This is a genomic window from Helicobacter sp. 11S02596-1 (assembly GCF_002272825.1).
Classification (GTDB): domain Bacteria; phylum Campylobacterota; class Campylobacteria; order Campylobacterales; family Helicobacteraceae; genus Helicobacter_J.
Window position 1 is genome coordinate 82,819 of sequence record NZ_MLAM01000008.1, and the last position, 13,447, is coordinate 96,265.

16 protein-coding genes are annotated in these 13,447 nt (G+C 41.1%); 6 read left to right on the plus strand and 10 right to left on the minus strand.

Annotated features, from left to right (window positions below; genetic code table 11):
- Nucleotides 1–2 precede the first annotated feature (2 nt).
- Entirely contained in the window at nt 3–1,316 is a 1,314-nt protein-coding gene (locus BJI48_RS06235; RefSeq protein ID WP_095333048.1) for a methyl-accepting chemotaxis protein, read from the minus strand.
- 170 nt (nt 1,317–1,486) lie between these two features.
- On the opposite strand from BJI48_RS06235, the gene BJI48_RS06240 reads away from it, so the two are divergent.
- Nucleotides 1,487–1,939 carry a transcriptional repressor gene (locus BJI48_RS06240; protein ID WP_095333050.1) on the plus strand — a complete coding sequence of 151 codons (453 nt, stop codon included), beginning with the start codon at nt 1,487–1,489 and terminating at the stop codon, nt 1,937–1,939.
- Here BJI48_RS06240 and pseI read toward each other — a convergent pair.
- The 5 genes from pseI to flgH are packed head-to-tail and all read right to left on the minus strand — an operon-like array spanning nt 1,932 to nt 5,880.
- Nucleotides 1,932–2,948 (minus strand): pseudaminic acid synthase, encoded by a 1,017-nt coding sequence (gene pseI / locus BJI48_RS06245; protein ID WP_095333052.1) that lies wholly within the window; start codon nt 2,946–2,948, stop codon nt 1,932–1,934. The two genes, BJI48_RS06240 and pseI, sit on opposite strands and share 8 nt — an antisense overlap.
- Entirely contained in the window at nt 2,945–3,487 is a 543-nt protein-coding gene (gene pseH, locus BJI48_RS06250; protein ID WP_095333054.1) for a UDP-4-amino-4,6-dideoxy-N-acetyl-beta-L-altrosamine N-acetyltransferase, read from the minus strand. The genes pseI and pseH overlap by 4 nt, the downstream gene beginning before the upstream one ends.
- Entirely contained in the window at nt 3,484–4,467 is a 984-nt protein-coding gene (locus tag BJI48_RS06255; RefSeq protein ID WP_143428777.1) for a glycosyltransferase, read from the minus strand. Before BJI48_RS06255 ends, pseH begins: the two co-directional genes overlap by 4 nt.
- Nucleotides 4,464–5,150, minus strand: coding sequence for a pseudaminic acid cytidylyltransferase (pseF, locus tag BJI48_RS06260; RefSeq protein ID WP_095333057.1), 687 nt, complete (start codon nt 5,148–5,150; stop codon nt 4,464–4,466). Before pseF ends, BJI48_RS06255 begins: the two co-directional genes overlap by 4 nt.
- 1 nt (nt 5,151) lies before the next feature.
- On the minus strand, nt 5,152–5,880 hold the full coding sequence (gene flgH, locus BJI48_RS06265) for a flagellar basal body L-ring protein FlgH (protein WP_095333059.1): 729 nt from the start codon (nt 5,878–5,880) through the stop codon (nt 5,152–5,154).
- Between the two features lie 94 nt (nt 5,881–5,974).
- On the opposite strand from flgH, the gene BJI48_RS06270 reads away from it, so the two are divergent.
- Nucleotides 5,975–6,421, plus strand: coding sequence for a GatB/YqeY domain-containing protein (locus BJI48_RS06270; RefSeq protein WP_095333061.1), 447 nt, complete (start codon nt 5,975–5,977; stop codon nt 6,419–6,421).
- Here the strand turns inward: BJI48_RS06270 and BJI48_RS06275 are convergent.
- On the minus strand, nt 6,415–6,948 hold the full coding sequence (locus BJI48_RS06275; protein ID WP_095333063.1) for a phospholipase D-like domain-containing protein: 534 nt from the start codon (nt 6,946–6,948) through the stop codon (nt 6,415–6,417). The two genes, BJI48_RS06270 and BJI48_RS06275, sit on opposite strands and share 7 nt — an antisense overlap.
- 76 nt (nt 6,949–7,024) lie before the next feature.
- Between BJI48_RS06275 and BJI48_RS06280 the strand changes: the two genes are divergently transcribed.
- The 4 genes from BJI48_RS06280 to argS are packed head-to-tail and all read left to right on the plus strand — an operon-like array spanning nt 7,025 to nt 11,060.
- The gene (locus tag BJI48_RS06280) at nt 7,025–8,446 is read left to right on the plus strand and encodes a hypothetical protein (RefSeq protein WP_095333065.1); all 1,422 of its coding nucleotides are present in this window, start codon (nt 7,025–7,027) and stop codon (nt 8,444–8,446) included.
- Entirely contained in the window at nt 8,446–9,063 is a 618-nt protein-coding gene (gene gmk / locus BJI48_RS06285; RefSeq protein ID WP_095333067.1) for a guanylate kinase, read from the plus strand. The genes BJI48_RS06280 and gmk overlap by 1 nt, the downstream gene beginning before the upstream one ends.
- Nucleotides 9,064–9,122: 59 nt before the next feature.
- On the plus strand, nt 9,123–9,449 hold the full coding sequence (locus BJI48_RS06290) for a twin-arginine translocase TatA/TatE family subunit (RefSeq protein WP_257874424.1): 327 nt from the start codon (nt 9,123–9,125) through the stop codon (nt 9,447–9,449).
- A 9-nt stretch (nt 9,450–9,458) separates the two neighbouring features.
- Nucleotides 9,459–11,060, plus strand: coding sequence for an arginine--tRNA ligase (gene argS, locus BJI48_RS06295; protein WP_095333069.1), 1,602 nt, complete (start codon nt 9,459–9,461; stop codon nt 11,058–11,060).
- Between the two features lie 245 nt (nt 11,061–11,305).
- Here argS and BJI48_RS06300 read toward each other — a convergent pair whose 3' ends face one another.
- Genes BJI48_RS06300 through hemL form a run of 3 tightly spaced genes read right to left on the minus strand, consistent with a single transcriptional unit; the run spans nt 11,306 to nt 13,393 of the window.
- Entirely contained in the window at nt 11,306–11,806 is a 501-nt protein-coding gene (locus BJI48_RS06300) for a hypothetical protein (RefSeq protein ID WP_143428778.1), read from the minus strand.
- Entirely contained in the window at nt 11,781–12,098 is a 318-nt protein-coding gene (locus BJI48_RS06305; RefSeq protein ID WP_095333073.1) for an AtpZ/AtpI family protein, read from the minus strand. The genes BJI48_RS06300 and BJI48_RS06305 overlap by 26 nt, the downstream gene beginning before the upstream one ends.
- A complete protein-coding gene (hemL, locus tag BJI48_RS06310; protein WP_095333075.1) occupies nt 12,098–13,393 on the minus strand; it encodes a glutamate-1-semialdehyde 2,1-aminomutase in 1,296 nt (431 codons plus the stop codon). The genes BJI48_RS06305 and hemL overlap by 1 nt, the downstream gene beginning before the upstream one ends.
- Between the last annotated feature and the right edge of the window lie 54 nt (nt 13,394–13,447).

Sequence of the window (13,447 nt, forward strand, 5' to 3'; positions counted from 1 at the left end):
ACTTATTTTTCTTTGTTTAGCACGCCTTGAATGATTTTGTTAATATCTTCTTGTTTTTCAAGCAACATCTCATCAATACAAGTCATCACGCCGTGGCTACCACTTTCCATCCCCGATACTTTTTGATCGATAAATGTTTTTGAAACGCTATGCGATTTATCTAGGATCGATTTTGCCAAATCATTGGCTTCAGTATGGACGGTAGCGTGGAAGTTATCGAGTTTTTTATACCCTTGTGTCGTTGCAAAATGTTTCTTGCCATCGCCTTCAAAATACCATTTGCCCAAGCGACAATTTTGATGGGGGACTTGATTGAACGAATCAGAAATATTAAAGAGTAAGGCGTAGAGATTATTTTTATAAATAGTGTGATCAAGTTTAGCCAACGCACAAAAGATGCGGTTGTTTGAATTGTAGGTGGCGTATTTTGCGAGCTGTGCGCCGTCTTTGAGTGAATCAACCATTGTGTAGATATTATCAATGCTGGTTTTGACTTCTTCAGTAATCTGGTTGGTCTCATCGGTGCTGGTTTGGATATCGCTGGCTTCTTGTTGCATTGATTTGACAACAATAGCGATTTCTTTGGTGGCTTTTTGGGTTTTTTCAGCAAGCTTGCGCACTTCATCAGCCACGACAGCAAATCCCCTGCCGTGTTCGCCCGCCCTTGCTGCTTCAATCGCTGCATTGAGGGCAAGGAGATTGGTTTGTTCAGCGATGTCATCAATGAGTGAGATAACGTTGGTGATTTCATTGCTACGCTGGGTGAGTGAATTAACCAATGTGATGGCATTTTGCATTTTTTCATAGAGATTATTCACGCTTTCAGAAGCTTTGACACTGATTTCTAAGCCTTGAACCCCGCTTTCTTCAGCTTGCACGGCTTTTTCTAAGATATTTTTGCTATCAGTGAGGATGTCTTGAAAGGAAGCTTGTGCCCCCATCAAGCCATCTTTGATACTTGCGTGGTAAGTTTGGAAAAGATCCAATCCCGTGCCTTTCTCGAACATAGATTCACTCTCAAGAAGAGCATAATACGTGATCCCATCTATATTTGTGCTTTTGACTTTAAAGCTGTGATTTTTGAAAGAAGCCGTAGCGTCGGTTTCTTTGAGGCAATAAACGATTTCATCAAGATCTGAAATCTTTGAAGCATTTTCGTTTTTAAAGACGATTTTCCCGTTTTTCACGCCGATGAGGGCTTCTTGAACCGAAAATTCTGCTAACGATTTGTAGCAATCAATCTGTTTTTTAAGCCGATCGATTTCAGCATCTTTTTGAGCCATTTCAAATTGAATCTTTTTATTGCTTCCAAACATTGTTCACCTCTGTGCTTTTGTAGATTTTGTAAAGTAATCATACTTGATTTTTGCCCAATAATTCATTAAAATTGCATAAGATTCATTTTTAGTTTTACAAAAAATAACCCACTAAGAGTAAAATACAAAGTGGCACGCCATTTGATGAAATTTTAAAAATCGAGGTTTGTATGCAAAATAGACTAGAGACATTGGAATCAATACTGGATAGACTGCGATCATCCATCAAGAAAAATGGTTTGAAAAATTCCAAGCAGCGAGAAGAAATCATCACCGTTCTTTACAAGAGTGGGACGCATTTAAGCCCTGAAGAAATCGCCTCTGAGGTAAAAGTCAAGGATAGAACGACGAGCATTTCTTCGGTTTATCGGATATTGAGTTTTTTGGAAAAAGAAAACTTTATCACCGCTTTGGAAGCCGATAAAAGTGGCAGGAGATACGAAATCGCTGCAAAAGAACATCACGATCACATCATTTGCCTAAATTGCGGGGATATTATTGAGTTTGTCGATCCTGAAATCGAAGATAGACAAATCAAAGTCGCCCATAAATACAATGCCAAGTTGGTGAGCCACAATATGAAGCTATTTGTCTTTTGTGAAAAATGCCAAAAAGCTAAATAAAATCCCCAAATTCTAGCGGTTTGCCAAATGGCAAATCGTGGCGTGCCTTTTTCCCAATAATTTCTTTGAGATGTTTTGGCGGGATACCATCGTTCGGTCTGATAGAACGGATATTATTGCGGGTGAGTGCCTCGCCTTTTTTGATATTTTGAGCGACAAAAAGGCTACGAGCAAATTTTCGCCTTTTTTGCAAAATCCCTGCGTCTATTTTGGGTTCTTTTTCTCCTAAGGCACAAATGCAGTATTCAATTTGCTTTACCATTTCTTTAAATTCGTCCATATCCATACTAAAAGCAACATCAGGTCCCCCTAAGGATTTGTCTAAAATAAAATGCTTTTCTATCATACTCGCCCCCAAAGTTGTCGCGATGATAGGCGATAGATAGCCTTGTGTGTGGTCAGATAACCCGTATTTGACGCCATATTTTTTGCCTAACTGGGGCATTGAAAGCAAGTGGGCATCTTCTAGCGGGGCAGGATAGGAGCTGGTGCATTTTAGTAGCGTAATATCTTGGTTTTGGGCTTCTTTGCACGTTTCAATCGCAAGCGTGATTTCATCTTCGGTGGCGATTCCGGTTGAGATGATGATAGGTTTGTGCGTTTTGGCGACGTGATAGATCAAATCAATATCAGTGATTTCAAAACTTGCGATTTTATACATCGGGCAATCTAGGGATTCAAGAAACTCCAAAGCCTTGAGACTAAAGGGCGAGCTAAAGATGGTTAGACCGATTTTTTTAGCCAAGTCAAAAAGCTCTGGATGCCATTCCCAAGGCGTGTAGGCTTCTTCATAGAGTTCATAGAGGGTTTTGCCATCCCAGAGTGTGCCGGAGTTGATCTCAAAATACTTGTTTTTGGCATTGAGTGTGAGGCATTCAGGCGTATAAGTTTGGAGTTTGATAGCATCTGCTCCGCATTCTTTGGCACCTAGAATGGAGGCTTTGGCGACTTCTAGGCTTTGGTTGTGGTTGGCACTGAGTTCTGCGATGATGATGGGTTTGTGCATTATGATTCCTCTTGATGGCTTTTGTGATGATTTTTTTTCGGGTTTATTTTGCCATAGATAAAAACATCGCGATATGTGCCATCTTGGCAGATAAATTCGAGCAATTTTCCCTCTCTGATATAATCGTGTTTTTGATAAAAAGCGATGGCTTTTTCGTTGGTTGCCATCACCTCTAAATGCAGGCTATGCAGACCAAATTCTTCAAAACCGATGTGTTCTAGACAGCTCAAAATCTCTGTGCCTACGTTAGAGAGATGGGGATTTTTGTAAATCCCCAAATATGCGTGGTGATGGGTTTGGTTGTGTCGTGTGATCGAGCCTACGCCAAGTAAGATTTGATTTTTCTTAAAAAGCCAATAATGGCTTGTAGGGGTTTTTTTGAGATCCTCTATAAATCGCAGATGGGAAGCAAGCGAGATGTTTTTTGAATACATCCAAAAGGATGTGCTAGGGTGGTTTCTAAACTCCAGAACTTTTGCGTGGTCATCATCATCCATTTGCGTAAAATCCAGGGCGTAGATGGGCTCGATATAAAAATTCATTCCTCTTCCTTGTGGGCAATATTAGGTGAAATTTGTTCGTGCAAAATCTTGCCAAGTGCTTCTTTTAGGCGTTTTCCAAAAGGTATATTTTGAAATTTCCCAATCATTTCTTTGCGTTTTTCTATCGGTTCGATCGCTTCCAAATCCGCCTTTAGGTTTGATAAGTTAGTGATTTTCATCGCGCCGTGTTTTTCCCAATTTTTGGCTTGAAACATCTGGTTGGTAGCAACAGGAATGATAAGCGTCGGGACTTGTGCCATCGCTAGTTCGTTCAATGTCCCCCCGCCTGCCGATATGCCAACATCACATTGTGCCATCAGTCTTGCCATTTCGCTAGGGCATAGATGGGGGTAATGCTTGATTTTTTTGGATTTGGGAAGTTTGGGGTTCTTGCTTGAGATGATATGAAGCGTGTAGGGTTTGTCTTTGATGATATGAGCGATTTGCTCGGCATTATGGGTGCAATCACTGCCCCCAAATGTGATAAGCAGATCTGTAATATGGGGCTTTGGGGTTTTTTTGCAGAAAAATTGGCTATCTGTTATCAAAAATTCAATCCCAGCAAGGAATATTTGCCCGCCCATATCTAGCGATGTTTTGGGTGTTTCGGGATAAAGACTCTCTGCCCCCAACGCCCCGTTTAAGATCACAGCATTTTGAGGATAAATCAGGCGATTATTATCATCAAAGACAATGATTTTTTTTGTCAATGAAGCGATTTTTTCATAGATTTTTTGTTCGGCTTCATAGCTATCGATCACGGCAATTTCGAATGTTTCTAAGATTTTTTCGATCACAGGTGTTTCTAGCCATTCACAATAAACATCCCGCAATGCTAAATTGCTCAAATCCTCATCGCCACGCTGGTAGATCGTGGCTTGATAGCCCAGTGTTGCAAGCAGATTTTTTAGGCGATAGCAACGCATCAAATGCCCCAAACCTTGCGTTTGTCCGGCTTCAGAAAATATGGCTATCCTCATCGGGTGTGTTTGAGTTTGTATTTGATTTCTGCAATCTCCCAATCATCGGGCGTATCGATGTCTTGGACGGACATTCTCGGCAAAACAATCCCCAAAGAATGGGACGCAAAAATCGATTTTTGCTCCAAAAACGCCCCGGCTTTCCCCCAATAAAATGCACCGGCATCGTGATAGACTTCAGCGAGATCTTGCGAGCGTGTGGAGGAGTGTTCAGGAAAAAGCATAGAAATATTTTCATTATCAATCAAAAACCCTCTCCAAGGCGTGAAATCAAAGCACACACACGAAAATGCGTAGAGTTTTTCAGGATTCCCTAGCAGTTTTTGCAAACCCAAAATGATATATTCGGTCTCCAAAAGCGGTGCAGTCGGGTAAATACAGCAGGCTAAATCATCGTTTGAGGCATTTATTTCTTGGAGTGCGTGGGCGATCACCGGCAATGTCGGCGTGGTATCACTGGCAAGAAGCGCAGGGCGCATAAAGGGTGTTTGCGCCCCGTAATCTCTGGCAGTTTGGGCGATTTCCTCATCATCTGTGCTGACGATGACACTATCAAATACCTTGCAAGCAAGGGCATTTTGGATCGAGTAGGCAAGGATGGGCTGGTCGCAAAAAAGGCGGATGTTTTTTTTTGGAATGCGCTTACTGCCCCCTCTAGCGGGAATGATGGCGATTTTTTTCATCTTAGTAGGGCCATTCTGTTTCTAGGGCATCAGAGGCAAATTTTTTCTTATTGGTATTGCTCAACGCCCCGATATTGCTGTATTGGATCTTGGCATCAGCGATGAATTTCGATTGGATTGTATTATCACGGCTAATATCATAAGGTCGGATCACCCCGCTGATACGCAAAATCTGCTTTTCTCCATCGACTAAAACCTCTTTATTCCCATAGATGAAATAATTCCCATTTTCTAGGACTTTGATGATTCTAGCGGTAACGCTTAGGGTGAGGTTTTCGTTTTTGCTTTGTGAGCCACCGCCTTTAAAATTGGTATTATCGCTGGGTTTGGTGAGGCTATAATTGGTCTGATCATCAAGAAATTCCGCTGATTGCTTTTTTTTCTCATCATTGCCATTGTAGCTCAATCGTGGCGGGGTGCTATTCCCCCCTGATGTGGTGTCGTAGCTTTTGGATGCTGAATAGTTCGCACTGGAGGACTCTGCGATAAGCACGGTGATAAGATCATCAGGCTTCATCGCTCGCCTATCGGCGAATAATGGTCTCTCCCCTTGCCCAAAAAGACTGCCGGGCTTGCTAAATTCTGGGACAAATTCTTTGGAGGGCATTTCCTCGACATATGCGGGAGGATTGAGGTCGATTTCGGGTTCATACGCTTGAATGCAAACAACCATCAAGCCTGCGAGTGATATTTTTGCCAAAAAGCTTTTTGTAATGCTAACATTTTTCATCGTCAAATCCTTTTTAAAACTTCTGCTGGGATTTACAACTTGCGAAGTGTTCTTAGGTTATAATCAAAAGCAAAGTTTATTCCAAAGGATAAAAATGAGTGCGATCAAAGAAAAAATGGCACAAGATCTCAAAACGGCGATGAAAGAAGGGAATACCTTTTTGCGTGATACGTTGCGTTTGCTTAATAGCGCGTGCAAACAAATTGAAGTCGATGAGAGAAAAACCCTCAGCAATGATGATGTCATAGGGATTTTAAAGAGTGCTTACAAACAACGAGAAGACGCCGCACAAGCCTACAAAAACGCCCAAAGATTGGATTTGTATGAAAAAGAAACCGCAGAAATGCAAATCATTTTAGCGTATTTGCCCAAGCAACTTAGCGATGAAGAACTCGAAACTGAAGTTACCCAAGCTATCGAAAATATCGGGGCGCAAGGTCCCAAAGATATGGGAAAAGTGATGGGGGCGCTCAAACATCTTAGCCAAGTCGCTGATGGGCGACGCCTTTCTGAAATGGTCAAAAAACATTTGAATCAATAAGGCGTGCAGGCTAGAAACATCTTTTTGAAATAACTTGTTGCTTTTTGGATGATGGGTTTATCATCGGTTTTGAGGAGTGATTCGTAATTGTTTTCAAAAGCGTTTTTGCTCCAATTTGCCGAACCCAAAAACAGCGTTTTATCATCAATGATAGCGAGTTTTTGATGCATAATGCCGTGATATTTGGCATTTTTTGCGAGCCTGCCTTGAAGCAGGCAGGTCTTTATACCTTTATATTTACTCAGATAACCAATCGTTGAATGCGGGTTGTTTTGATTGGATTCTTTGTCATAAATGATTCGGATTTTTACCCCTCTTTTTGCGGCGTTTTTGAGCGATTTGGCGATGGCAGTGTGGGTGAAACTATAAATAGAAATATCGATGGTTTTTTCAGAAGAATCAATGGTTTTTATCAGTGAAGACAAGGCATCTTTTTTCTCATAAGGCATAAAATAAAGCACTTCGGTAGCGCTTAAAAACGCTGAAAAAACCACAAAAAAACATAATGCACGCAAAGCTGGGGTCATCGTTTTTCCTTAAACTAAAATCAGGCAATTAATTGCTATAATCCTAACACTTTTTAAAAAACAAGCGGAGTAAAGATTGAAAATACTTTTGATAAACAGCGATTCGATGGTAACCAAGCTTTTTGAAGCGGTGGCGAAAAAATTGGGGCTGGAGCTTGTGGTGCAGGGAGAATTGGTCCAAGATGGCGGGCTTGGTGATGAAGATAAAATCTTTTTATTTGTTGATGATAGTATTGAGGGAGAATTTGCTGATTTTATCCAAACCCACAAGCCAACTTTAAGCTGTTATCTGCATAAACGTTCGAGTTCTGAAGCGGATGGATTTGATTTTTATGTTAAAAAACCATTTTTACCCACAGAGATTTTGGATGTTCTTAAACCCAAGCTTGCTGAATTTGGCATTACAGATGAAACGACGAGCAATATCACCAAAAATGATCTTGAGGAGCTTAGTGATTCCCATTCCAAAGGTTCGGATTTGGGTTCTAGTTTGGACGATTTTGATCTGGAAAGTTTGGAAAGTCTGATATTTGATGACAAATCAGACAAAGATAGCAAAACGCTTGATGAAGATATTTCGCCCGAGTCTGCTGGGTCTGTGAGCGAGCTTGGTGATCTTGTCGAGAGCGAGCCTAGAGCGTCTTTAGAAGAAAAATATAGCCTAGAAGACCTAGAAGAAATCAAAGAAGACCCATCCGCTCAAAGCGCTACAATCCCTGAAAGTATTGAAGAAGTGGCACCAAATGATTTGGATGCCGATTTTGAATTGAGTTTTGAATCTGAACCTACGCAAAAAGACAACCAACAAGATTTAGATGACCAAAAAGATTCGGATTTGATTGGTTTGGAAAAATTGATCGAGGGTATTGACGCCCAAGTTGAGGAGGAATCTTTTGAAGAATCTTCGCTGGATAATTTGGATGATAAGATGGATGCAATGCTTGAATCTTTTTCTTTGGATGAATCCCAAAAAGAAGATGAAGATATGGTGAGTGATTTTACCCTCGCAGACGAGGAAATGCCACAAGAAGACCTAGATTTGGAGGCTTTAAAAGACACTTCAGATACATCTGGCGTGCTTGATAAGGATCAGATTCAAGAGGTTAAAAAAATATTAGAAGAAACGACCAAAAAGGATACATTGATGGAAGAAATGGATAAAGTTGAAAATTTTGAGCATATTGATGAAAAAGACATTATGAATGCTTTGGGTGAAGAAGCTTCGTTGGATTCAGGGGATTTAGATGAAAGCATTCCTGAGGAGGCTTCTGAAGAGACTTTGACCCAGCACGATGATTTAGAGATAGCAGAACAAGATGCCATTAAAGATTCAGGCTTGGATAATATTGGCACTGCCCAAGCAGAACACAAAACGCAAGAAGGTCTGAGCAATAATCTTTCAGATTTGATTGCAAATACACCTTTAGAAAGCCTCAAGTCATTGCTTGATGGGATGCAACTCACTATTAATATCAGCTTTCCTGATAAGAAAAAATAATGAAAAATGGCGGGATTTTGATTTTATCAGGTCCTAGCGGATCGGGGAAAAGCACATTATGCAAGTATCTGCAAGAAAATATTCCTGATATTTATTTTTCTATCTCGACTACCACCAGAGCCCCCAGAGAAGGGGAAAAAAACGGCAAACATTATTATTTTGTCTCTCAAGTAGAATTTTTTAACGACATCAAAGAAAACAAATTTTTAGAATGGGCAGAGGTCCACGGGAATCACTACGGGACTTCTTTAGGACCGATTCAAGAGGCATTAGCGCTGGGAAAATTGGTGGTTTTTGATGTGGATGTGCAAGGGCATCGGGGTATCAAAAATTATTATGCGGGGGCGTGTTCGGTTTTTATCGCTACAAAAAACAAACAAGTCTTAAAAGATAGGTTGAGTTCAAGACAAACCGATTCTGAAGAAACGATTCAATTGCGCTTAATGCACGCTTATAATGAAATGAAACATATCAAGGAATTTGATTATTTGATTATCAATGATGACATCACGACTGCCAAAGAAGCGATTTTGTGTATCGCAAAATCCTTGCCATATAAGCAAGATCCTGATAATTCCGCACGTTTATGCAAAGAATGGCTTGAAAATTTGTCTTGATTTGCGTTGTGTGAAAAAATGTTATAATACTTGACAAAATAAATATATAAAGGATTTCGATGGGTGGTTTTGGAAGTGTATGGCATTGGGTGATTGTTCTTTTGGTGATTGTTTTGCTTTTTGGTGCAAAAAAGATACCAGAATTGGCTAAAGGCTTGGGTAGCGGTATCAAGAATTTCAAAAAAGCAGTCAAGGAAGATGAAGACGATGACGATAGCATTGATGGTTCGGTTGCCAAAATTGAGACCCAAAAGATTGAGGAAAAACCAAAAGTCAAAAGAACTCGGGCAAAAAAGACCCTTGAAGTCGAACCCGAGAGTGTCTCAGAAACTCCCAAAAAAAGAGGGAGAAAGCCCAAAGCCAAACCAACCCTTGATGATCAATGATAATTCATAATGTATTATCAAGTTAAAAAAATCCTAGAAGATATCCTTGCTACTGATATTATTCTAGAACGCCCAAAAAATAAAGAACACGGGCATTATGCGAGTCCTGTTGCCTTTTTATTAGCCAAAATCCAGAAAAAATCCCCGATTCTTATCGCCCAAGAGATTGCCCAGCGATTGTGCGAAGTTGAAGCATTCGAGCGTGTTGAGGCTTTGAATGGCTATATCAACATCACACTTTCAGAAAGTTTTTTTGAAAAGCTCGCAAGCTACGCCATCGAGCAAGGTAGGGATTTTGGCAAATATAAGGGTGTGCCTAAAGAAAGCATTCTTTTAGAATATGTGAGTGCTAATCCGACCGGACCTTTGCATATCGGACACGCCAGGGGAGCTATTTTTGGCGATAGCCTGTGTCGGATCGGTCGTTTTTTGGGCTATGAAATCACTACAGAATACTATATCAATGATGCGGGCGCTCAGATCCAAATGCTTGGGCTTTCGATTTATCTCGCTGGCAGGGAACATTTGTTGCAAAAAGAAGTCGAATATCCCGAGCAGTATTATAAGGGTGAATATATCCTTGATTTAGCCAAAATGGCTTCGGAGCGATTTGGCAAAGAGATTTTTGACCCGCAAGATTTGCAAAAATCCATCGTTTTGCTCGGTGAATTCGGAAAAGATTTAATGCTTGAAGAGATCAAACAAAATCTCATTGAAGTAGGCATTATATTTGATCATTTTGTGAGTGAAAAATCACTTTTCCCCCTGTGGGATGCGGTGCTTGCCAAATTGAAAAAAAATGGTGGTATTGGCGAGTGTGAGGGGAAAATCTGGCTACGCTCAAGTGCTTGTGGGGATGAAAAAGACCGCGTCATCGTCAGAGAAAACAAAGAGCCCACCTATCTTGCCGGCGACATTATTTATCATAATGACAAATTTATGCGTGGTTATGACCATTATATCAATATTTGGGGGGCGGATCATCACGGCTATATCCCACGGGTAAAAGCAGCGATTCATTTTTTGGGCTATGAGTCCGCTAAACTTGAGGTCTTGCTATCTCAAATGGTGAGCTTGCTTAAAGGCGGGCAACCCTACAAGATGAGTAAGCGTGCGGGGAATTTTATCTTGATGAAAGACGTAGTTAGCGATATTGGTAGCGATGCCTTGCGTTTTATATTTTTGTCCAAAAAATCAGATACGCATTTGGAATTTGATGTCGAGTCGCTAAAAAAACAAGATGCCTCCAATCCTGTTTTTTATATCAACTATGCCAATGCCCGTATCCATACGATGTTACAAAAATCCAGCTTGGCAGAAATTGAGATTTTGGGGGCAAGATTGCAAGGGATTCACAAAGACGCCAAAAGTTTGCTCTTTCTTGCCCTAAGTTTTCCTAGAATCCTTGAAAGTGCTTTTGAAGAAAGAGGGCTTCAAAAGCTATGTGAATACCTCAAAACCCTTGCTGCAGAGTTTCATAGTTATTATAATGCCCACAAGATTATCGGCGAGCCTCTCGAAGCCCCTGTATTAAAGATTTGCAAGGTTGTTAGCCTCTGTATCACGATTGGCTTGGATTTGCTTGGCATTGAGGCAAAAACAAAAATGTAAGCCAACACGCAAGAATATGGGATAATATCCCGATCTGTATCCGCCCAATTTGTTTCAAAAAATATTATCTTTTAAAGTTGTAACCCCCCAGCATTGGCACAATATGTCTGTATTATTTTCTTGTATATATTTATTTCACTAATGGGCGCAGTATTTTATGGTTGGTCTTTCTCTAGCATTATTTGGGTTGTATGGGGGTAAAAACAAGTTTGGATAAGAAAATTTTGCGTGCTTTGCTTGCCTTATTATACTTTTTTGGCACTGGAGGAGTTTTGAGACAAATACGCAAGACTCAAAGTCGCTACCAGAGAAACCCCAATGCCAATAAAATAGGGGAGAACTGAAAACATATTTTTATTCATCAAAACCACCACCACCCCTATCAATATCACATAAGCAAGGATTCTAAAAAACCCCATAGAAAGCTGTAATCCCAAAATAAAGCTCGAAAAACTGAATTTTGTTTTTGGGGCTTTGGCGTCTTTGTTTTCTTCAAGATTTTCTTCGATCTCGCTTGGAGATTCTTTTGTTTGGAGCAAATCTGCTTGCGTGATTTCTTTATTGATTTTGCGTTTCAAGCTACTATAGGCACTCCATAGCACAAGGCAAAAGCTAAGAAATGCCGCTTCAAAACTCATCACCCCTGCGGTATGCCAAACCCCATAACAGACCAGAGCGCCGATAACATTGACACCCAATAAAATCAAAAAACAGCGGTATTTACAATCCATCGGGCTTACCATCATATTTATTGCTAAATTTGTCATTATGTTGGTTTGCATTGTTGTGGGCATATTTAGGGTCTTTGGCGAGCTCATCAAATTCTTTTTTTGCTCGTTTGTAGGCCTTGTAGGTGTTAAGGATGGCAGCACCTATCCCCCAAAACACCCCCAACCAAAATAGCCAGATGATACCCGTGAGTTTTTGCAATGCCCAACCAATAAGGACACCAAGAAGCACGCTCACGACAATAGAAATCCCAAGACTTAAATCATTGGCACCTTTAATGACTTTTTTGAATTTGGGTTCTTGATCCATCAAATGCCCTTAGAGATTTCATCAAAGCTCTTTTCTGCACAATGGATCACCGCATCAATGATGGCATCATCCATCGCCGTGCAAACAAATCCCGTCTCAAACTGCGAGCAAGCCAAATAGACGCCTTTTTCAAGCATTTTTCTATGGAATTTCGCAAACATTTGCGTATCGCTTTTTTGGGCGTCATCAAAATTTCGCACGGCATTATCACAAAAGAAAAATCCAAACATACTGCCACGCACACAGGTCTGTAGCGGTATTTTATGGGGTTTTGCAGCTTCTTTTAAGCCTGTTACTAATTTTTGTGCGAGGGTTTCTAAATGGGTATAGATCTGCGGATTGGCTTTGATCTTGCAAACTGAAGCAAGCCCGGCAGATACAGCGATAGGATTGCCACTAAGGGTGCCAGCTTGATACACACCACCAAGCGGGGAGAGCAGGCGCATTATCTCATCTTTGCCTCCAAAAGCAGCCAGTGGCATTCCCCCGCCGATAACCTTGCCAAACGTTACCATATCAGGCACGACATCGCAATACCCCTGCACGCCTTTTAGCGAGGCGCGAAACCCGCTCATCACCTCATCAAATATAAGCACAGCATTATGTTTGTCACACATTTCCCTCAAAGCCTGCAAAAAGTCAATATCTGCCGGCACTAATCCCATATTCCCAGCGATGGGTTCGATGATGACACAGCCAACATTTTTGCTGGTTTCAAAGCAAGCTTGCACCGAGTCAATGTCGTTGTATCGTGCTACGAGCGTATGTTTGCTAAAGTCTTTTGGCACACCTGGAGAAGATGGCTCACCAAATGTCGCACACCCGCTCCCAGCACTCACCAACAAAGCGTCACTATGCCCGTGATAACAGCCATCAAATTTGATAATGTCATCTTTTTGGCTGTAGGCTCTTGCTAGCCTGATGGCACTCATTGTCGCTTCTGTCCCGCTACTGACAAGGCGGATTTTTTCCACACCATCATAGATAGCAATAATCTCTTTGGCAAGCGTGGTTTCAAGCTCGGTGGGTGCGCCAAAACTCAAGCCATTGCCGATGGCATCATAGACACTTTTTTGGATATCGCTATCGCAGTGTCCAAATATCAGAGGTCCCCAACTTTGGACAAAATCAATATAGCGATTCCCATCGACATCAAAAAGATGGCAACCTTGTGCTTTTGAAATAAATAGAGGCGTTCCGCCCACGCTTTTAAACGCTCGCACCGGAGAATTGACACCCCCGGGGATGACTTGTTTGGCTTCGTTGAAGTCATTGACACTATGCAATAATTCCAATATTTTCTCCTATTTTGATTCTGAAATGTATTATACCGATTTGTTTGATGTTTG

Coding starts and splice junctions, on each gene's coding strand:
- BJI48_RS06235 (WP_095333048.1), bottom strand. CDS start 1,316: ATGTTTGGAAGCAATAAAAAGATTCAATTTGAAATGGCTCAAAAAGAT.
- BJI48_RS06240 (WP_095333050.1), top strand. CDS start 1,487: ATGCAAAATAGACTAGAGACATTGGAATCAATACTGGATAGACTGCGA.
- pseH (WP_095333054.1), bottom strand. CDS start 3,487: ATGAATTTTTATATCGAGCCCATCTACGCCCTGGATTTTACGCAAATG.
- BJI48_RS06255 (WP_143428777.1), bottom strand. CDS start 4,467: ATGAGGATAGCCATATTTTCTGAAGCCGGACAAACGCAAGGTTTGGGG.
- pseF (WP_095333057.1), bottom strand. CDS start 5,150: ATGAAAAAAATCGCCATCATTCCCGCTAGAGGGGGCAGTAAGCGCATT.
- flgH (WP_095333059.1), bottom strand. CDS start 5,880: ATGAAAAATGTTAGCATTACAAAAAGCTTTTTGGCAAAAATATCACTC.
- BJI48_RS06270 (WP_095333061.1), top strand. CDS start 5,975: ATGAGTGCGATCAAAGAAAAAATGGCACAAGATCTCAAAACGGCGATG.
- BJI48_RS06275 (WP_095333063.1), bottom strand. CDS start 6,948: ATGACCCCAGCTTTGCGTGCATTATGTTTTTTTGTGGTTTTTTCAGCG.
- gmk (WP_095333067.1), top strand. CDS start 8,446: ATGAAAAATGGCGGGATTTTGATTTTATCAGGTCCTAGCGGATCGGGG.
- BJI48_RS06290 (WP_257874424.1), top strand. CDS start 9,123: ATGGGTGGTTTTGGAAGTGTATGGCATTGGGTGATTGTTCTTTTGGTG.
- argS (WP_095333069.1), top strand. CDS start 9,459: ATGTATTATCAAGTTAAAAAAATCCTAGAAGATATCCTTGCTACTGAT.
- BJI48_RS06300 (WP_143428778.1), bottom strand. CDS start 11,806: ATGATGGTAAGCCCGATGGATTGTAAATACCGCTGTTTTTTGATTTTA.
- BJI48_RS06305 (WP_095333073.1), bottom strand. CDS start 12,098: ATGGATCAAGAACCCAAATTCAAAAAAGTCATTAAAGGTGCCAATGAT.